The 20,010-nt window shown below is 56.9% G+C and carries 17 protein-coding genes, 1 tRNA gene and 1 pseudogene; 7 read left to right on the top strand and 12 right to left on the bottom strand.

Annotated features, from left to right (window positions below):
* Positions 1-215 (top strand): hypothetical protein (locus tag BG55_RS23300; protein ID WP_235192774.1); only part of this gene is annotated, 215 nt, incomplete at its 5' end.
* Positions 206-281 (top strand) — tRNA-Asn (locus BG55_RS15220). The genes BG55_RS23300 and BG55_RS15220, both read left to right, overlap by 10 nt.
* Positions 282-388: 107 nt before the next feature.
* Here BG55_RS15220 and BG55_RS15215 read toward each other — a convergent pair.
* From BG55_RS15215 to BG55_RS15205, 3 genes are all read right to left on the bottom strand, one after another.
* On the bottom strand, positions 389-691 hold the full coding sequence (locus tag BG55_RS15215) for a transcriptional regulator ProR (RefSeq protein ID WP_034939189.1): 303 nt from the start codon (positions 689-691) through the stop codon (positions 389-391).
* Between the two features lie 4 nt (positions 692-695).
* Positions 696-1,049 carry a type II toxin-antitoxin system RelE/ParE family toxin gene (locus BG55_RS15210; protein ID WP_034939186.1) on the bottom strand — a complete coding sequence of 118 codons (354 nt, stop codon included), beginning with the start codon at positions 1,047-1,049 and terminating at the stop codon, positions 696-698.
* Positions 1,050-1,365: 316 nt separating this feature from the next.
* Positions 1,366-2,436, bottom strand: coding sequence for a LacI family DNA-binding transcriptional regulator (locus tag BG55_RS15205; RefSeq protein WP_034939183.1), 1,071 nt, complete (start codon positions 2,434-2,436; stop codon positions 1,366-1,368).
* Between the two features lie 263 nt (positions 2,437-2,699).
* Here BG55_RS15205 and BG55_RS15200 point away from each other — a divergent pair, with 263 nt between their 5' ends.
* Positions 2,700-3,962, top strand: coding sequence for a maltoporin (locus BG55_RS15200; RefSeq protein ID WP_034939181.1), 1,263 nt, complete (start codon positions 2,700-2,702; stop codon positions 3,960-3,962).
* A gap of 65 nt (positions 3,963-4,027) precedes the next feature.
* Here the strand turns inward: BG55_RS15200 and BG55_RS15195 are convergent, their stop codons facing one another.
* The 6 genes and pseudogenes from BG55_RS15195 to BG55_RS21995 form a co-directional block, all read right to left on the bottom strand.
* Positions 4,028-4,345, bottom strand: a complete 318-nt coding sequence (locus BG55_RS15195; protein WP_034939178.1) for a PTS sugar transporter subunit IIB — start codon at positions 4,343-4,345, stop codon at positions 4,028-4,030.
* 137 nt (positions 4,346-4,482) lie between these two features.
* Positions 4,483-6,549, bottom strand: a complete 2,067-nt coding sequence (locus tag BG55_RS15190) for a beta-galactosidase (RefSeq protein ID WP_034939176.1) — start codon at positions 6,547-6,549, stop codon at positions 4,483-4,485.
* Between the two features lie 47 nt (positions 6,550-6,596).
* Positions 6,597-7,790: a glycoside hydrolase family 53 protein gene (locus tag BG55_RS15185; protein WP_034939173.1), complete on the bottom strand. Its 1,194-nt coding sequence runs from the start codon at positions 7,788-7,790 to the stop codon at positions 6,597-6,599.
* A 2-nt stretch (positions 7,791-7,792) separates the two neighbouring features.
* Positions 7,793-8,644 carry a sugar ABC transporter permease gene (locus tag BG55_RS15180; RefSeq protein WP_034939170.1) on the bottom strand — a complete coding sequence of 284 codons (852 nt, stop codon included), beginning with the start codon at positions 8,642-8,644 and terminating at the stop codon, positions 7,793-7,795.
* Between the two features lie 9 nt (positions 8,645-8,653).
* On the bottom strand, positions 8,654-9,961 hold the full coding sequence (locus BG55_RS15175) for a carbohydrate ABC transporter permease (RefSeq protein ID WP_034939224.1): 1,308 nt from the start codon (positions 9,959-9,961) through the stop codon (positions 8,654-8,656).
* 42 nt (positions 9,962-10,003) lie between these two features.
* Positions 10,004-11,221: pseudogene (locus tag BG55_RS21995) on the bottom strand (extracellular solute-binding protein); the annotation flags it as partial.
* Between the two features lie 329 nt (positions 11,222-11,550).
* Between BG55_RS21995 and BG55_RS15170 the strand changes: the two are divergent.
* Positions 11,551-12,669 (top strand): ABC transporter ATP-binding protein, encoded by a 1,119-nt coding sequence (locus BG55_RS15170; RefSeq protein WP_034939167.1) that lies wholly within the window; start codon positions 11,551-11,553, stop codon positions 12,667-12,669.
* Between the two features lie 77 nt (positions 12,670-12,746).
* Here BG55_RS15170 and BG55_RS15165 read toward each other — a convergent pair whose 3' ends face one another.
* Positions 12,747-13,526, bottom strand: a complete 780-nt coding sequence (locus BG55_RS15165; RefSeq protein WP_034939165.1) for an FCD domain-containing protein — start codon at positions 13,524-13,526, stop codon at positions 12,747-12,749.
* A gap of 1 nt (position 13,527) precedes the next feature.
* Positions 13,528-14,718: a mannonate dehydratase gene (uxuA, locus tag BG55_RS15160; protein ID WP_034939163.1), complete on the bottom strand. Its 1,191-nt coding sequence runs from the start codon at positions 14,716-14,718 to the stop codon at positions 13,528-13,530.
* A 328-nt stretch (positions 14,719-15,046) separates the two neighbouring features.
* Between uxuA and BG55_RS15155 the strand changes: the two genes are divergently transcribed.
* Both BG55_RS15155 and BG55_RS15150 read left to right on the top strand, forming a co-directional pair.
* Positions 15,047-16,345 (top strand): MFS transporter, encoded by a 1,299-nt coding sequence (locus BG55_RS15155; protein WP_152542797.1) that lies wholly within the window; start codon positions 15,047-15,049, stop codon positions 16,343-16,345.
* A gap of 14 nt (positions 16,346-16,359) precedes the next feature.
* Complete coding sequence (locus BG55_RS15150; protein WP_034939160.1) at positions 16,360-18,732, top strand: glycoside hydrolase family 31 protein; 2,373 nt, start codon at positions 16,360-16,362, stop codon at positions 18,730-18,732.
* 89 nt (positions 18,733-18,821) lie between these two features.
* Here BG55_RS15150 and BG55_RS15145 read toward each other — a convergent pair whose 3' ends face one another.
* The gene (locus BG55_RS15145; RefSeq protein WP_034939158.1) at positions 18,822-19,007 is read right to left on the bottom strand and encodes a hypothetical protein; all 186 of its coding nucleotides are present in this window, start codon (positions 19,005-19,007) and stop codon (positions 18,822-18,824) included.
* A gap of 220 nt (positions 19,008-19,227) precedes the next feature.
* On the opposite strand from BG55_RS15145, the gene BG55_RS15140 reads away from it, so the two are divergent.
* On the top strand, positions 19,228-19,995 hold the full coding sequence (locus BG55_RS15140; protein ID WP_152542795.1) for a hypothetical protein: 768 nt from the start codon (positions 19,228-19,230) through the stop codon (positions 19,993-19,995).
* Positions 19,996-20,010 lie beyond the last annotated feature (15 nt).

Here is a 20,010-nt window from a genome sequence, read left to right as displayed (position 1 = left end):
TTTGGGTTTGGGTTTGGGTTTGGGTTTGGGTTTGGGAAATGATGCAGATGCTGCCACCCGTTAACCCACTCCAGCGCCGTTATTTTATTCGAAGGGCGGAGAAAATCAGCAAATTGCTGTTTTTGCCAGCAAACGCAGCTGAAAGCTGCATAACGCCTTTGACAATGTCAGGAGTGGCAGATAACATGCGCTCCGTTGAAACAATTCCTCTGTAGTTCAGTCGGTAGAACGGCGGACTGTTAATCCGTATGTCACTGGTTCGAGTCCAGTCAGAGGAGCCAGATTTAGAGAAACCAGATGTCTTCGGACATCTGGTTTTTTGCTTTTGCGACAGCGATATTCCCTGCAATCAGGAGAAGGTAATTTCTCGCCTCATGCCCGGCAACACTCACAGCGCAAAGCCGAAGTGAGAACCATCAGGCAGTTCAACATCCACACGCAATCGTCCTCCCGCCGCCTCAACGTAACGTTTCAGGGTGGAAAGTTTCAGGTCGCGACCGGGTTTTTCCATCGCAGCAACGGTGGGCTGCCTGATCCCCAGCGACTGCGCCATTTCAACCTGCGTTTTTTGCACTTTTTCGCGCAGCTCGGCGAGGTGAATATTAAGCAGAATCTCCGTGGCTGTTGTCTGAGCGTCAGCGACGACTTCCGGTTTTTCATCGGCAATAAGCTGTTCCAGGGTTCTGCCCATCGCGCTACTCCTTGTTGTTTAACATGTTAAGCCAGTGAGTAAATTCCCTGTCAGCAAGCGGGATCATCTCACGGTAGAAACGTTTTTCATTACCCACCTTATTACCGGCACAGAGCAGGATGCCCCGGCGGTTTAGGTCAAAAGCGAAAAACGCGCGTATCGGGTCGCCGCGGCTTTGAATGCGCAACTCTTTCATGTTGCTGAACCGCGAACCATGTAGCGTGTCAGCGTAAGGTCTTGATAAGCCGGGTCCCTTCTCCCTCAAAACAATCAGGGCAGCCAGTACACAGGCCCGATCGCTGTCATTCAGTGACGAGAACCAGTTATCAAAGGTATCCGTTGTTTTAATCGCCCACACAAATCCTCCTTAATAATATAGGTCACATGCTATACAGGTGTAAAGCTATAATCAGGATTATGACGTGAGAAATCACGAGAGGCATGTCCCTTTGCCGGGAAAATGGATGAGCATCAGAGAGTTAAAAGAATGACGTGAAACCGGTTCACCGTCATGCGGCCTGAGCCGCAAAACTGCGCAGAATCAATCTGGTCGGATGAATTGATCAGGCGGCAAGCCCCGATATCCCTAAGCGGCCTCCCCTCTCCTGTTAAGTGCTGCTGACTTTTCACCTGACGAAATTTACAGTCAGCGACATTAAAGAGATGACTTTACGTCACCCCAGCCGTCCGGCAAGCAAACGTAGCTGTTCGGCGATCTGGCTTAAATCCAGACGTTGCTCCCCCATTGCTGCGGTGGAATTCCTTACCACCAGTCGGGCGGGCAGGATTGATGATGAATGTCCCGTCTCCTGCTCATCTGCGTGCAGAATACGCTCAACCGCCTCTTTGCCCTGCAAATTAAGATCGAGCGAGACGGTGGTCAGTGCAGGATAAAAAAACGCGCTCTCATAAGTATCATCGTAACCGATTACCGAAATTTGCCCCGGTACGGCCACCCCCTGCTGATGAAACGCGCTCAATACCCCTAATGCCATCTGATCGTTACCCACCAACAGTGCCGTGAAGTTGGGCGTTTCACGCAGCAGCTGCAATGCGCCACTGTAACCACTCTGCGCATCCCAGTTGCCATGACAAATATTGACCGGCTGCAGGCGGTAACTTTCCAGCGTCTCCAGCCAGCTTTTCAGACGCAGACGGGCAGAAACTGAGCCTTCTGGTCCGGCCAACAGAGCAAACTCACGGTGCCCCTGCTCCCAGAGATATTTCACGCTGGCACGGGTGCCATCAGCGGGATTAAACGAAACGTTAAACACCGAGCTGTAAGGGTCCACATCAAGGAACAGACACAAAATATCCTGGTTCTCTTCCACGATACGTTCAGCATCCTCGCTCTCCAGCGGCACGTTAATGATCACCTTGTCCACCAGTTGCGATTTCAGCTCATTAAGTGAGTCCTGCAAACTTTGTTTGACGTTCTCACCGATCATCGCAATCAGCACCTGATAGCTGGCTGCATTGGCGTAATGCTTAATCGCCGCAGCCACCTGTGAAGGCGCATGTAATGCCAGCGAGGTGGTGACCAGTCCCAGCGTGGTGCTCTGCTTGCCCACCAGTTGCTGAGCCAGTCGGTTTGGCACATAGCGTAAGGCTTCAATCGCCTCTTCCACCTTGTGCCGCGTCGCCTGCGAAACGTTCGCCGACTTGTTTAACACTCTGGAAACCGTCTGGTATGACACCCCCGCATGGCGGGCGACATCTTCCAGGGTGGCACTTTTTGATTTCATCACTCGTGTCCCTGTTATCAGTTGGCAAAATTGTATCACAGCGCTGAAGCAAACCCGCTCAGGCAGATAAAATTGCACTATAACATTGAAAAAAGTCAGACGTTCACATTTCACGATTGGTGATCGCTATCACCAATCGTTACAATTATGGCTGATTTATTTGCACTAAATCACACAGCTTTGACAATTCGATTGCCAGCCCACAACAGCAAGCCGTTTACTACCTCCGTTATGTGAACGTATTACAAATTTCAGGAGAGAGTATGAACACCAGGCTACGCACTGCCGCTGTGGCGCTTGCCACAGCACTGACCTCACCCGCCCTGTATGCTGCCATTGATAACATCGACTTCCACGGCTATCTGCGCGGCGGGGTTGGGGTATCGCGTGATGGTGGCATGGAAGAGTGGCAAAAAAATAAACTGGGTCGTCTCGGCAATGAAGCTGACACCTATGGCGAAGTGGAGCTGGGCAGCGAAGTATACAAAAAAGATGATGTCAGCTTCTACGTGGATACCATGGTCAGCATGTTCTCCGATGGCTCCAACGATAATGAAACCACCTTTGGCGATGATGCGCAGTTCGGTCTGCGTCAGCTGAATCTCCAGATTAAAGGGCTGGTGCCCGGTGATAAAAACGCAGTGATCTGGGGAGGTAAACGTTATTACCAGCGCCATGACCTGCACATTATCGATACCAAATACTGGAACATTTCTGGTTCGGGTGCCGGTATCGAAAACTATACCCTGGGTCCTGGTGCCGTCTCGCTGGCGTGGATCCGCGGTGATGCCAACGATCTGGATTATCGGGTAAATGGCGATAACGACGTTAATATCAACTACCTCGATCTGCGCTATGCCGGATGGAAACCCTGGAACGGTGCCTGGACCGAGTTTGGCGTTGACTATGCCATGCCGAATCCCACCCGGCAGCAGAAAGAGTATGGCGGGCTGTATGATGCTGACAATGGCGTGATGCTCACCAGTGAAATCAGTCAGGATATGTGGGGGGGTTACCAGAAACTGGTGTTGCAGTATGCCGACAAAGGGCTGGCACAGAATATGATCTCGCAGGGTGGCGGCTGGTATGACATGTGGCATGACACCACCAGCGCCACCGGCTACCGCGTGATCAATACCGGCCTGTTACCGGTCACTGACAAGCTGTCATTTAATCAGGTCTTTACCTGGGGGTCGGCAGATGACGTCACCGCAGAGACGGCAAAGAGTACCTTACTCTCTCTGGTGGGACGCGCGCAGTATCAGTTCACCAACTATGTCAGGGGGATTGGCGAGGTGGGGAGTTTCTGGCAGAAGGATGAAAACAGGGATGGCAGCGACTACAAGCAGGCGGGGCAGAAATATACCCTGGCGCTGGGTCTGGCTGCCGGTCCGGAATTTATGTCCCGCCCGGAGCTGAGAGTTTTCGCCTCTTATCTTAACGATTCTGAAAACGGCCACAGTTTCCAGGACAACACCAGCAACGATACCTGGAACTTCGGTGTGCAGGTGGAGGCCTGGTGGTAAGCAGCAGGCCGCCACTGCCGGTCTGACCCTGTTGTCGCGATACGCTTAAGGATAACCGTTACTGGTTATCCTTTTTTGTTGCCCTGAAAGAACCGCGCCTCCAGTAACTGCCGCAGGCTATCCGACGCCAGACCAAAAATGGCATGTACCTCCTGACCCAGAATCACCACCCCAATGGCGCCGGCCTGTTGCAGACCGTCTGAGTCCACCAGCGCCAGAGATTTTACCGTCACCCTCAGACGAGTCAGACAGGCATCCACCCGCTGAATGTTATCGCGTCCGCCAAAACAGCACAGCAGCTGGTCCAGTAACTCTTCGTCAGCAGAGGACACTGTCGCTGCCGGTTGGTCGATGTAATGCCTGAACGACTTCAGACTCACCATACTTCTCTCCTCCAACGGATAAAAAAAGCAGGCATATGCCTGCCAGAGTGGATATCAACCAGAGGCCCCCGGCGTTCGGGAGCATCCGCTACCATCGCCATACCCGCAGGCTGTCATCTGCGGGACAGCCGTATGCTTCAGGTAAAGGACAGTGGCGTGGAGAGTACCCGGCAGCCCCAGGGGGAAAGCGGCAGCTCGCCGCTGAGCACTTCGCCGGTAATCAGGTCGCTGTGCCCCTCAGGCAGCGTCACACTGCAAGGCTGGCCGCTGAAATTTTGCAGGAAAATAAATGCCTGCTCGCCATCACTTCGCCGCTGGGCGGTGACGCCAGACGGCAAATCGGCGGCCAGCGCACGCGGGAGCGCCAGCTGTTCAATCAGCGCAGCGTAAAAATCACGATGAAACGCCAGGCAGTTGCGGGAGGCGATATACCAGGCGCGTCCCTGCCCCACCTGATTAACCGTCACCGCCGGCATTCCGCTATAAAAATCATCCTGATACAGCGCCAGTGCGGTTGCCCCTTCCAGATGAATATGCTCACAGAGTTCGCGTGCCTGGTACGTCCCCTTCAGCCCCAGGCTGTTGCCGTCAACTGCGCTGACGCGGTTAAACTGCTCATCGGTCAGGCTGTCTATCTCCTCCGCCCAGATGCCCAGCAGTGGACGCAGTGGACCGGGAAAACCGCCAAGGTGGCAGAGGTCGCTCTCATTGACGATGCCGCTCCAGTAGGTGGCAACAAAATGGCCGCCCTGATGCAGATGCGCGGCCACCCGCGCGGCAAACCCCTCGCGAACCATATACAGCATCGGCGCGATCACCAGACTGTAACCGCTGAAATCAACGTCGGCATTAATGATATCCACCGCCACGCCGTGCTCCCAGAAGGCACGATAATGTTCATTAACCGTGCGCTCATAGTGCAGACCGATGTTGCGGGGGCCCTGCGCATTATCCATCGCCCAGCGGCTTTCCCAGTCAAAAATAATCGCCACCTTCGCCTCAATGCGGCTGCCGGTCACCGGCGTCATCGCCGCCAGCATCCGGCCCAGCTCAGTCACTTCGCGCCCGGTGCGCGTATCCAGGTGTCCGACGTGGTCCACCACCGCGCCGTGAAACTTCTCTACCGAACCACGACTTTTTCGCCACTGAAAATACTGCACCGCGTCCGCGCCGTGGGCGACGGCCTGCAACGAAGAGAGAATATGCATCCCCGGTTTTTTCAGCTTGCTGGTTGGCTGCCAGTTGGTGGCACCCGGCGTTGACTCCATCAGCACAAAAGGCCTGCCCTGTTTCAGGGTGCGCATCAGGTCGTGATACATGGCGGTGTAGCAGGCCAGCGTGGTTTCATCCTGCTGGTTATGCCACATCGGGTAGCTGTCCCAGGAGATAAAATCGAGCGGCTGTGCCAGCTTCCAGTAGTCGTAATCGTAGAAATATTCCATAAAATTGGTGGTGGCGGGCAGCTGGGGATTGACGGCCTTCAGCGGCGCTATCTCCTCACGGCAGAAGTCCGTCACCTGGTCGGTGGTAAAGCGCCGCCAGTCCAGATTCAGCCCGTGAATGGAGACTTCACCCTGCGGCGCAGGCGAAACAATCTGTGACCAGTCGCTGTAGGTGTGGCTCCAGAAGGTACTCCACCAGGCCTGATTAAGGTTATCCAGGGTCTGATAGCGGCGTTGCAACCAGTCACGAAATGCCTGCTGGCAGCCATCACAATGACATTCACCGCCGTATTCATTAGAAATATGCCAGCCAATCACCGCCGAATGATGGCTGTAACGCGCCGCCAGCTGGCGGTTGATTGCCTGCACTTTCTGACGATAAACCGGCGAGGTCAGGCAGTGATTGTGACGCCCACCATGCAGTGCCGCCACGCGATCCCGCCCGACACGAAGAACCTGCGGATATTTCTGCGACATCCAGGCGGGACGTGCGCCGCTGGGGGTGGCGAGAAACACCGCAATACCATTTTCATGCAGCTTGTCCAGCAGCGCGTCCAGCCAGGCAAAATTGTAACGTCCCTCTTCCGGCTCCAGCGTTGACCAGCTGAAGATGCCAACCGACATCACATTACAGTGGGCCTGTTTCATCATCGCCACGTCATCATCGACAATACCCGGCAGGTGCGCCCATTGCTCAGGGTTATAGTCCGCACCATGCAGCAGGGTATTGACCCCCGGTATCAGCGGTGGAAATTTAGTCATCGCACTTCCTCTTTAAAATCAGCAGCATCTGGCTCTGTGCCAGCCGGTTAATTGAAGACTTTCAATGAAGGCAAGGCTTTGCCCTGGCAGTCAAACAGCGCCTGGTTTTCACGGGCATTGCCCTGTTTCCATTGATCATGGATGTATTTCATTCCGGCAGGCGTTGCCCAGCTGTTGCCGGTCGCCGGGATCCACGCAGGCTCCCAGTACACCACCCCCTTACCACGCTGATTTGGCACCGCCTGCACCGCTTTAATCAGATCGTGCAGATACGCCGCCTGCCCGGCCACGCTGGCCGGATAACCGCCCGCCTTCTCCTCTTTGGCCTGGAAGCTGTTCTCCGCTGCGTCACAGTTTTCCAGGGTCCAGGCGTAAGCCGCCTCCACCACCATCACATCTTTGCCGTAGCGCTGGCTGATGTCGTTCATATTGGCCTGCAAGGCGCTAATCGGACCGTTCCAGTAGGTGTACATCGACAGGCCGATGACATCGAACGGCACCTGACGTCGGGTTATTTCATCGAACCACCAGCGGAAGGTCTCATTTTTGGTGCCTTCCGCCAGATGCAGCATCACGGCTACCTGATGTGGATCGCTGAGGTTTTCACGCAGGCCGCTGATGGCCGCTTTCAGCAGCAGCGCCAGCCGGTCGAACTCGCCGCCGTTCTGCCCCCAGCTTTTGCCGTCGGGCCACAGCATGCCGCCGTTCAGTTCATTGCCGATCTGCACGATATCCGGCATCACCCCTTCAGCCTTAAAACGGGCGATAGTGTCGCGGGTGTAATCGTGGACCTGCTGCTGTAGCTGGACAAAATTCAGTTTTTCCCAGGCTTTGGGTTTGTACTGCTTGCCGGGATCGGTCCAGAAATCGCTGTAATGCAGATCCAGTAACAGCTTCATCCGGGCGGCCTTCACCCGCTTAGCCAGCGCCAGCACGGTGGGCAGATCGTCCGTCCCGCCGCCGTAAGCCTGGCCGCTGTCATCATAAGGATCGACCCACAGCCGCAGCCGGATGGTGTTAATCCCGTTGGCTTTCAGAATGGCGATGGGGTCCTGTAACTGGTTGTCGGCGTTATAGAATTTCGCCCCCTGCTTCTCCAGTTCCGCCAGCGTGGAGATATCCGCCCCTCTGATAAAGCCCGCCGGCCAGGGTGCAGCAGAGGCAATAACCGGTGAATTTGCCGCAGGCAGCGGTGCCGCCCAGGCCAGCGCCAGGGCGAGTAGTAACGATTTTGGTAACATGTTTATCCCTTAGTACTGCCTGAGGTCAGGCCGGAGACGAAGTATTTTTGCAATGCCAGATAGAGCAGCGCCACCGGCAGCGCAATCAGCACCGCGCCCGCCGCATAGGTGGTGTAGCTGGCACCCATTTTCTGCGCCACCAGGTTATACAGGCCAATCGGCAGGGTGAACTGCTCCGGCGTGCGCAGAATGGTGCTGGAGAGAATGAAATCCCCCAGCGGGCCGGTAAAAGAAAACAGCGCCACCACCGCGAGGATCGGCTTTGACAGCGGCATAATGATTTCAATAAAGATGCGGAAATTGCCCGCGCCATCCATGCGCGCCGATTCATCCAGATCTTTCGGAATGGCATCAAGATAGCCTTTCATCAGATAGGTGTTCATCGGGATCATCCCGCCGACATAAATCAGCACCAGCGCCAGATGGCTGTTAATCAGCCCAAGAAGCTGCGACAGCACGAAGATGGCGATCAGCGCTGAAAATTGCGGGATCATCTGCAACAGCAGAAACAGCATCAGACCATTCTGCCGCCCCTTAAAACGAAAGCGCGAAAAGGCATAAGCGGTGCAACTGACGCTGGCAAGGGTCAGCAGCATGGTCAGCACGCTGATTTTCAGTGAATTCCAGTACCAGGTCATGTAAGGCACGCTGCCGTTGAACAGGTCACGATAGTGTTGCAGCGAGGGGTTTTCCGGGATCACGGAACTGCTGAGCAGGCTGTTTCCCGCATTCAGCGATGCGCCCACCGTCCACACCAGCGGATAGATGATAATCAGCGAAACCAGCCCCACCAGCAGCCAGCTGAGCGACAGGCGCAACCATTTTTCGCGTTTAATACTGACCGACTTTGCCATGAGTGCTCCTTACGCCATCTCATCTTGTTTAAATGCGCGGGTGGCGCGGAACTGCCACAGCGCCAGGCCGACCACGAAGATCGACAGCAGAATGGTGATGCTGGCGGCGATGGCATACTGCGACGATGACATGGTCAGCTTGTAGATCCATGAAACCAGGATATCCGTGCCGCCCGCGCTGGAGCCTGCCACCGCCGGGCCGCCGTTGTTAAACAGATATATGATATTGAAATTATTAAAGTTGAAGGTGTACTGGGTGATGATGATCGGCGCGATGGCATACAGCACCAGCGGCAGGGTGATGGTTTTCAGTCGGGTCCAGGCGCTCGCACCGTCCATGATCGCCGCCTCATAGAGATCGTCCGGAATGGCCTGCAACACCCCGGTAGTCATGGCAAACACAAACGGAAAGCCCAGCCAGGTCTGCATCATAATCAGCGCGGTTTTGGTCCAGAAAGGGTCCGTCAGCCACGCTTTTGGCGCAATGCCAAAGAAGTCGAGAATGGTGTTGTTAATCACCCCGAAGGTGTCGTTAAACATGCCGGTAAACACCAGGATGGTGACAAATCCCGGCACCGCCCACGGCAGAATAAAAATGGTGCGGATAAGGGGTTTAAAGCGCAGGTCCTTCTGATTGACCAGAATCGCCAGCAGCACGCCAACGGTACATTGCAGGGTGGTAGCCAGCAGCGTCCACACCACCGTCCACTGCAACACGTCAACAAAGGTGGAGCGCCAGACAGAGAGGCTGAAAATATTGATAAAGTTTTTAGCGCCCACCCAGTCCACCAGTCTGGCCGGTGGCGAGTGGTAAAGGTTGTAGTTGGTAAAGGCAATGGCGAAGCCGAACAGAATGGGAAACACCACCACAAACACCAGCAGGATAAATCCCGGCGTAATCATCAGATACGGAAAGCCATCGCGCAACAACAGCTGATACTGCTTACGGACGCTGTTGAGCGGCTGTCCCGCATCGCGCTTTGCGCCGTTCAGCCAGGCATCGCGCAGCGACAGCAGCCAGAGCGCCAGGCCAAAAGCCACAATCAACAGGCTGAGAATCCCTTCCGCCAGCAGAAAGATGGAGTTATCCCGTGGTAGCTGCTCCCCCAGGGTGTACAGCCCCCATAATCCCTGTGGCAGCACCTGGCGGAACACCCCGGCAAAACTGCTGAGCAGCAGCAGAAAACAGCCGCCTTTCAGCCACTGGCGATGATAAAACTGACCACATCCCGGCAATAGTGCCAGCAGCGCGCCGGTTATGGCATGGCGACGTGAACGCGGGGTCAGCGTCAGCTTTTCACTGGGAGAAATAATCACATCATTATCCTTATTCTGGCGGCTCAGGTTGCGGCCCGGTAACTGATTGCTGGCCTGCATTGCGTCGATCTGCATGGAAATCTGCTTAACGGCGGCATCCAGCGCCGCTTTTGGCGGCTGCTTGCCGGAGACGCTCAGTTCCAGCGCCGCGTTGGCCGGTCCCCACACTTCCTGCATTTCCGGTACGCCAGGCATCGCCACCGCCCGCGCAGCCTGCACCGCCACGGCATTGGCTTTTTCATCATTTTTAATCACAGGATCGTTCATCAGCGCCACCACCGGCGGGATCTCCTGAGTCTGCTGATAGCGCGTTTTGACGTACTGCGGCTGGTTAATAAACTGGATAAACTGCTGGGCCAGCGCCTGGTCTTTGCTCCAGGTCGACACCACATAACCTTTCACGCCGAGAAATGAGCTCATTGGCTTGCCATCCGGCAGCATCGGCAATGGCGCAACGCCATAGTTAATACCGGCAGCCTGATAAGGCTGAAATGCCCACGGGCCATTGATCACCGCCGCCGCTTTCTTTTCGGTAAACAGCGAGTCAATCGCGTTCAGCCCGCTGTCCCCCAGAATGCCGCCAGGAAGTAGCCCCTCACTGAAGAAGCTTTTCAGCAGGGTCACGGCGGCGACGCTGCCCGGCGTGTTCAGGCCGATATCTTTGGTGTTCAGCGCCCCGGAACTCTGTTTAGCAAACAGATAGCCCCCCATCGGTGCCATCACTCCCCAGCTGTAATAGAGCTGGTCAAACTTGGCCAGCAGGCCGTACTGCTTCGCTTCGCGCTGTTTTTTTGAAAAGACGCGATACTCCTCCAGCGTGCTGAGCGGAGCAGGCAGCAGATCTTTGTTGTAAATCAGCACCAGGGTTTCCACCGCTTTCGGAATGCCGTATACCACCTTTCCCTCGGTGAACGCCGCCATCGCCGCAGGCGTATACGCCGCCTGCGCCGCCGCATCGACCTTTAACGGGGCCAGCAGCCCCTGCACCACCGCGCTCCCCAACTGGTCATTAGGGATAACCAGCACATCGGGACCAATCCCGGCCGGGCCATCCAGCCGCAGCTTCTCAATCTGCTGGGTGAAAGGCATCTCCTGCACTTTCACCTCGACATTAAACTGCCGGCTGAAATCCGCGACCGCCGTCTTAATGCCGTCCGACTTCTTAATATCCTCCCAGACGGTCAGCTGCTGAGCCGCGTAAACCGTCTGATTCAGGAGCAGTGCTGACAGCAGCAGCGTGATGCGTGTTTTACTTTTCATTGTCGGCCTCATGTGAGCGTATTACATTTTTCTTTCGGCATCCGATATCCTTCCCGGCTTTTAACATCACAACTTGCTGATTAAGCGGCCTGTAGAGGAGGAGACAGTCAACCCTGTTAATGTCATACGCTACGCGCCAGCCCGACTTATCTCCAGCCTGTTCTCACCAATGTGTGATCGCTGTTACATAAATCAAAATCGCCGTTAGGGCAGGTTTCATCGCAGCGCTATAGTCAGCTCAGGCCGGATAAGGGTTGCCGGCAAAAACATCAATTTGTTATACGTAATACATTTATTGTTCATCCACCCGATTTGCGATGAGGATTTACATGTCCAGCATCAGACTGAGAAATGTCATCAAGCGCTTTGGCAAAACAGAAACGCTGAAAAATATTGTTCTGGATATTGAGGCAGGCGAATTCACGGTGTTTGTCGGCCCGTCGGGCTGCGGCAAATCCACCCTGCTCCGTTTGATTGCCGGACTGGAGGAAGTCAGTGACGGCCAGATCCTGATTGACGATCGGCCCGTCAATGATGTCGCCCCGGCACATCGTGGCGTGGCCATGGTGTTCCAGTCTTATGCGCTCTACCCGCATATGAGCGTGGCGGAAAACATCGGCTACGGGCTGAAGGTCAACGGCATGGCCAGAGCGGAAATTGCCCGTCTGGTGGAGAGGGTGGCGAAAACGCTGCAACTCTCCCATCTGCTGGAGCGTAAACCCAAAGAGCTGTCCGGCGGTCAGCGGCAGCGTGTGGCGATTGGCCGGGCTATCGTGCGCAATCCACGGGTGTTTATGTTTGATGAGCCGCTGTCGAACCTTGATGCGGAGTTGCGCGTGGAGATGCGCCTGCATATCGCCAGGCTGCATCAGGAACTGAAAACCACCATGGTATATGTCACCCACGATCAGGTCGAAGCGATGACGCTGGCGGATAAAATTGTGGTGATGAATGACGGCCGGGTGGAACAGGTCGGCGCACCGATGGCGCTCTATTACAACCCGGTGAACCGCTTTGTGGCCGGATTTATCGGCTCGCCGAAGATGAATTTTTTGCCCGCGAGCGTCGTCCAGTTCGGGGCCGACGGACTGGTGGTCAGCATCAACGAAGGGGAACGGTTGCTGACCTTACCGGTGCCGCAGCGGCCATTGCAGCCCGGAGACAAGGTGACGCTGGGCATCCGGCCGGAGCAGTTGCAGATGGGCGGCGACGCGCCGTTACAGCTTGATTTCCACTGCGAAGTGGTGGAGCGCCTGGGCAACAACACCTGTCTGTTTGGTCAGAGCCACGGCCATGACGGTTTTAAAATGCTGCTGCCGGGTGATGTGCATTTCCGTCCTTATCAGAAATTACGCCCCTCTTTCTGGCCGCATCACTGCATGGTGTTTGACCACAACGGGGAGAGGATCAGCGCCGATATCCACATCCCACAGGAACAGGCGGCCTGACTGCACGGCGGGAGAGTAAAAACGGCCCGCCGGTGCGCACGACGGCAGAGCAGCATCGCCCTGCGCGGCTGGCCCGCTCATTCACTGCCTTCGCCCAGTGGCCATGAGGCAAACAGATAGCCATCAAAGTTAAGGTCATCGACATCGGAAAACTCCAGCAGTCGCTGTTTGACGTTTTCAAGATGCTGCCACATGGCGCATTTCGCGGCGCGGGGATCTTTTTTTATCAGCGCCGCGAGGATGCGCCGGTGATCCTCCAGCCACGCCTGCCGGTAGTGGGAACTGTCGAGATGGCGATGCAGCTGCGCCCACATCGGGTTATTCACCCGCCACTGCCATGACTGCCTGAACAGCTCCACCAGCAGGCTGTTGTGAGTGGCTTCGGCAATGGCCAGATGAAACAGCCGGTCGCCCTTTTCCGTGTCGTCCAGGCTGTCGGTCGCCAGCTCCTGCTCCTCCAGCAGCAGCGCCTGGCGCATTTTGCTGATATCAGCAGGCGTCACCTGCTGGGCAGCAAATTCGGCAATGTTGCTCTCCAGCAACTGTCGCGCCTGCAACAGTTCAAACGGACCGGCGCTCTCCTGCTGCGGTGCCTGACCGCCTGCCGCCTGGCGCTGGCCGGATGCGGGCATGGCGACAACATAAATTCCGGCCCCGCGTCGCACCTCAATCAGCCCCTCAATTTCCAGCATGATCAACGCTTCACGCACCAGCGTGCGCGTCACCTGAAGCTGCCCGGCAATCTCCCGCTCGGCGGGCAGGCGATCGCCAACGGCGGTCGCGCCCCGGAGGATCATTTCGCGCAGTCGGGCAGCCACCTGCTGATAAGGACGTGATGCAGACGTGTCGGGGATCATCTCAGGCTCCGTCAGTGGACAACGTACGGCGAACGGCCAGTTCGACGCCGCGAATTTCAGCCAGCCCTTTCAGGCGGCCAATCGCAGAATAACCCGGATTGGTCTGTTTGTGCAGGTCGTCCAGCATCTGATGACCGTGATCGGGACGCATCGGGATGGCATCCGGCTCGCCGAGACTTTTACGGCGCTGTTCCTCTGTCGCAATCGCCTTAATCACCGCCACCATATCCACATCGCCGCCCAGGTGCTCCGCCTCATGAAAGCTGTTGGGATTTTCTTCCCGTAGGGTGGCGCGCAGATGAATAAACCAGACGCGTTCGGCAAAACGTCGCAGCATTGCAGGCAGGTCGTTATCGGCGCGCACCCCGTAAGAACCGGTACAGAAGGTGAACCCATTGGCCGGGCTGCTGACCGTCTCCACCATCCACTGCATATCATCGACGTCAGAGACAATGCGCGGCAGGCCCAGTACAGGTCGGGGTGGATCGTCCGGATGCACCGCCATACGCACGCCGACCTGTTCGGCCACCGGAATTATCTCCCGCAGGAAATGGGCAAAATTCTCCCGCAGGCGAGCCTTGTCGATGTGCTGATAGCGCGCCAGCTGGGCGCGGAACTTCTCCAGGGTGTAGCCCTCTTCCGAGCCAGGCAAGCCGGCGATAATGTTGCGGGTCAGGCGCGCCCTGGCATCCTCGCTCATGGCGGCGAAACAGGCGGCGGCCTGCTCCACCTCGTGCGGCTGATAATCTGCGGCGGCACCGGGACGCCGGAGAATATGCAGGTCGAAGGCGGCAAATTCAATCTGGTCAAAACGCAGCGCTTTCGCCCCGTTCGGCAGCGGCCAGGCAAGATCGGTGCGCGTCCAGTCCAGCACCGGCATAAAGTTGTAGCAGACGGTGCGGATGCCGCACGCGGCCAGATTGCGCAGCGTCTGGCAGTAACTGGCGATCCACTGGTCAACCTGTCCGCAGCGGGTTTTGATCTCCTCATGAACCGGGACACTCTCCACTACCGACCAGACCAGCCCCGCCTGTTCAATGATGGCCTGCCTTTTGCGGATCTCTGCCACGCTCCACACTTCGCCATTCGGGATATGGTGCAGAGCAGTGACAATGCCGGTCGCGCCCGCCTGTCTGGCATCGGCCAGCGAGACGGGATCGTTCGGGCCATACCAGCGCCATGTTTGTTCCATTTTCTCTCCTCCGGGATGATTTAAGCGTTTGCTGCATCGGCCAGGCGGCCTGAAAAAAGGTCAACCAGTTTGCATCACAGTAAGCATAATCGGCCTTTTAGCGCCTGACGCTGCCTGAACCTGCCCGTTTTGTGACCGCGATCGACCCATAAAGATAAAATTGGTTAACCAAATCACAATAAAGCCCTCTGTATGGCGACCGGTGATGCCGGCTGTGTTTCACTCGGTTTCGCGAAACAAAAACAGCCGTTATCAATGCAGCCGCGCAGTATGCCGCCGCCTTCTTATTGTTTTTTCGCACCACAGCCGACTCAACGTGGAGAACAATATGAACCGCACTGTACTGACAGGGACCGCAATAAAAAGTAAGCGCATTATCCGCAATCTGCGCTGGTGGGTGCTGGTGCTGTTTCTGACCGGCGTCACCGTCAACTACATTACCCGCAATTCGCTGGGCATCCTCGCGCCGGAGCTGAAAACCAGCCTCGGCATCACCACTGAACAATATTCCTGGATCGTCGGCGCTTTCCAGCTGGCCTATACCCTGTTTCAGCCGCTGTGTGGCTGGCTGATTGATGTCATCGGCCTGAAGGCAGGCTTTTTAATCTGTGCCGCGGTCTGGGCGCTGGCCTGCCTGTTTCATGCCGGAGCCAGTAACTGGCTGCATCTGCTGCTGCTGCGCTTTTTTATGGGCGGCGCGGAGGCGGCCGCCACCCCGGCGAATGCCAAAACGCTGGGAGAGTGGTTTCCGAAAAAGGAGCGACCGGTCTCTGCCGGTTGGGCCGGGGTTGGCTTCTCTATGGGGGCGATGCTGGCACCGCCAATCATCTATTTTGCCCACGGCTCGTTTGGCTGGCAGGGTGCCTTCCTGTTCACCGGCATTCTGGGGCTGTGCTGGGTGGTGGCCTGGGCGCTGTTCTATCACTCGCCTGAAAAGCATCCCAACCTCAGCGGAGAAGAGCTGGCCTATATCCGGCAGGATAATGAACCGCCTGCGTTGAAACTGCCCTTTTTCACCGCGCTGAAAACCGTCTGCAAAAACAAACGTTTCTACGGCATCGCCCTGCCAGCTTTTATGGCCGAACCGGCGTGGGGCGTGCTCAGCTTCTGGGTGCCGCTCTACCTGGCGAAAGAGATGGGAATGGATCTGAAGCAGATCGCCATGTTTGCCTGGCTGCCCTTTCTGGCCGCCGATTTGGGCAGCGTGGTCAGCGGCTATCTGACGCGCATCTACCTGCGTTTTTTTGGCTGCACCCGGGTTAACTCCATTGTTGCCAGCTCTGTTACCGGTGCTTTTCTGATGCTGTCGCTGGCGCTGGTCGCCACCACCCGTAATCCGTATATGGCGATTGTGCTGATCTCCATTGGCGGCTTTGGGCACCAGATTATCTCCTGCATGCTCAGCGCGCTGGTGGTGGAGTCGTTTGAAAAAGGGCAGATGGCAACGGTCAACGGAATGCGCGGTTCGTTTGCGTGGATCTCCAGCTTTATCTTCTCGCTGATTATCGGGGTCACCGCCGACCGGATTGGATTCAATCCGCTGTTTGTGGCGATGGGATTTTTCGATCTGATCGGTGCCCCGTTCCTGATCGCCTTTATTGCTGAACGCCGCGCCACGCGCGCCTGAGAGTGAGACTGACCATGAAAACCCTTAAACACTGGACCCTGGCGCAGTCGGATGCGCACCACCTTCAGTTAATCGTTGATGGCAGGCATCATCTCTGCCTGTATGTGCTGGAAGAAAACCTGATCCGGGTGGCGGTAAAACGTCAGGGCGAATTTAATCCCGACCGCAGCTGGAGCATTGCCCCGCAGGGCGACGTGCCCTGGGAGGGACGTTCGCGCGAGAGCCTGGCGGGATTCAGCCTGCCCGCTTTTACCGTCAGCGAACAGGCTGACAGCCTGGTGCTGACCACCCGTCAGTTACGGGTGACGGTGCATCAGCCGCTGTGGCTGGAGTGGCACTATCTTGATCCGCACGGCGAATGGCAGTTTCTCACCGGCGACCGGACCACCAGCGCCTATCTGCTGAATGCCCACGGGGATGGCGTCGCCCACTATCTGCGCCGCCAGCCCGACGAACGCTACTACGGGCTGGGGGAGAAAGCCGGTGATTTGCAACGTAACGGCAGACGGTATGAGATGCGTAATCTGGATGCAATGGGCTACAACGCCGCCACCACCGACCCGCTGTATAAACATATTCCTTTTACCCTGACCCGGCGCGACAACATCAGCTTCGGCCTCTATTACGACAATCTGAGCAACACCCAGCTGGACCTGGGCAACGAGCTGGATAACTATCATCAACCCTATCGCCGCTGGCAGGCGGAAAGTGGCGATATCGATTACTACCTGTTCACCGGCTGCCGGGTGCTGGATGTCACCAAAGCCTTTGTTCGTCTCACCGGTAAAACGCTGTTCGGCCCGAAATGGAGCCTCGGTTACAGCGGCTCGACCATGCACTACACCGATGCGCCCGACGCGCAGCAGCAGCTGATGAACTTTATCCGGCTTTGCCGCGAACAGGCGATCCCCTGTGATTCGTTCCAGCTCTCCTCCGGCTACACCTCAATCAACAACAAGCGTTACGTATTTAACTGGAACCGGGAAAAAGTGCCGCAGCCGCAGCAGATGAGCGCCGCCTTCCACGCCGCCGGGCTGCATCTGGCCGCCAATATCAAGCCCTGTCTGTTGCAGGATCACCCCCAGTACCAGGCCGTTGCCGCGCAGGGTCTGTTTATCCGCGACTCTGAAAGCGACCAGCCTGAGCGCTCTGCATTCTGGGACGATGAAGGCTCACACCTCGACTTTACCAACCCCGCCACCATTACCTGGTGGCAACAGGGGGTAACCCGCCAACTGCTGGAGATGGGCATAGATTCAACCTGGAACGACAACAACGAATATGAAGTGTGGGATGGCGAGGCGCGCTGTCACGGCTTTGGCCGCAGCCTGGCGATAAAGGATATCCGCCCGGTGATGCCGTTGCTGATGATGCGCGCCTCAATGGAAGCGCAGCAGCGTTTCGCGCCGGAGAAACGCCCTTTTCTGATCTCACGTTCCGGCTGCGCCGGGATGCAGCGCTACGTGCAGACCTGGAGCGGGGATAACCGCACCAGCTGGCAGACCCTGCGGTATAACATACGCATGGGGCTGGGTATGAGCCTTTCCGGTCTGTATAACCTCGGTCACGATGTTGGCGGCTTTGCCGGGGACAAGCCGGACGCCGAACTCTTTGTGCGCTGGGTACAGAATGGCGTGATGCATCCCCGCTTTACCATTCACTCCTGGAATGATGACCACACGGTCAACGAACCCTGGATGTATCCGGCGGTGACCCCCGCCATTCGTGACGCCATCGAACTACGCTATCGCCTGCTGCCTTACCTTTATACCCTGCTGTGGCAGGCCCATGCCGATGATGAGCCGATGCTGCGCCCCACCTTTCTCGACCATGAAAATGATGCGCAGACCTTTGTGGAAGGCGATGAGTTTATGCTGGGGCGCGACCTGCTGGTGGCAAGCGTGGTGGAACCGGGCCAGCGTCAGCGGTCGCTGTGGCTGCCGGATAATCTCACCGGCTGGTACGATTTTTACAGCGGCGAGTGGTACAGCGGCGGGCAGTGGGTCACGCTGGCCGCCCCGCTGGAAAAACTGCCGCTGCTGGTGCGCGCAGGCGCGGGCCTGCCGCTCAGTCAGCATCTGCGGGCGGTGAATGTGGCGGAAGATAATCAGCGAGAGCTGAAGCTGTTCCCGTTAAAAGGCGTGGGCAGCGCTGAGGGCCTGTTGTTTGAGGATGACGGTGAATCCTGGGGCTATCAACAGGGCAATGCCCTGTGGCTGAACTGGCGGATGACCTGTGACGACCGCGCTATCCGACTGACCATCACGACTGAAGGCCACTTTCAGCCCGGCTGGAAAAAACTGCATATCACCCTGCCGCATCAGGAACACCGCCGTCTGTGGGTAAACGGCACAGAGTGTGACACATGGCCGCTGAACGAGGCCTGAGCGCCATGGCCCGTTCAGTCAGAACGCGAACGGGCTTCAGAGCGCATAACTCATTCCAGTAACAATAACGGATGCGGTGAGGGTGACGGCTATTTCTCATACCGCGCTCTCGCCAGCAGGTAGCCGGTTTCAAAGCCATACAGGCCAGTTGGCAACAGCGATTCACTCAACCGGGCGCTGTCAGCGGGTTGATCGGCAGGCAGGGTAAGAGAAAACGTCGGGCGCAGCGCGGTCAGCCATTTTCTCGTGGTGGTCAGAAGGGCAAAGGTTCGCATGGTATTTTCCTTGCGGTTAGCGGGTCTGAAAGGAATTTAACCGCGTGCCGCGCACAGAGGGAAATATCAACTTGTGCAAACTTTATCTGCCTGGCGGCTAAAGCCCTCTGGCATTCGGCTGAAAAGCAACGCGGCCCGGTTGTACCGGCCGATCTTGTGTCATACTCCCTGCTCTACACAGGCAACCGCCGCCGTTGCCTTTCTGACCATGAGAATGCTGATGAGCCACTTTCTGTGTCCTGCTGCGGCTTACCTTAACCGCCGAAATGAATTGCTGGCCGAGCGTTCGGTTGTCACCTCGACAGCGCGTATCCAGATCATCAATAAAGCGCTGCTGGCCGGTGAAATCGCCATGGCAACCTGCCACGATCTCGATGCGCTACACGGTCTGCAACAGCGTAAGGCCCGGCTGATTAAAGGGTCGGAGCAGAAGCGTCAGCGTGAACTGCAACGGTTTCAACAGCTGGCGCAGCAGCTGCCGCCGGTGCCCTGCGAGGATGAGGCGGCCTGTATTGCCTGGCAACAGCAGTTCAGCGGGCTGATTGCCGCATTTCCCTGGCAACACGCCAGCCCGGAACAGTTGCAAAACGCCCTGTTTTCCACCACCCTGACGCAGTGGCAGAAGACCCTGGAAATTTTGTTCACCTCCGCCAGCCGTCAGCCGCTGTTTGTGCGCATGGCGGAAATCGTGGCTTTTTCCCTCAGCAGAACCGCCCTGCTGGGTGAGGCAACGGAGGTCTGGCGGGCGCTGATGGCGGTCTGGGACAGCTGTCAGCAGCGTGGTGCCAGTGACGCCGCATACTTTGTCTCGCTGGAGAGCTACAGTGATGCGGCACATCTGTGTAGTCGGGCTATTCTGCTGTTTTGCTTCACCTGTGAAGCGGTGGTGCGCGGCCAGCCGTTGCCGGACAGGACGCAACTGGATGAGCAAATCAAACAGCATCATCACAGCGTGATCGACGGCACCCACGCTTTTTTTGACCGCTGACCTGCACATCATCCG

Origin of the sequence: Erwinia mallotivora, from assembly GCF_000590885.1 — a bacterium.
Classification (GTDB): Bacteria; Pseudomonadota; Gammaproteobacteria; order Enterobacterales; family Enterobacteriaceae; genus Erwinia; species Erwinia mallotivora.
Note: the sequence above shows the minus strand (reverse complement) of the source record. Positions and strands in the feature narration are given on the sequence as shown.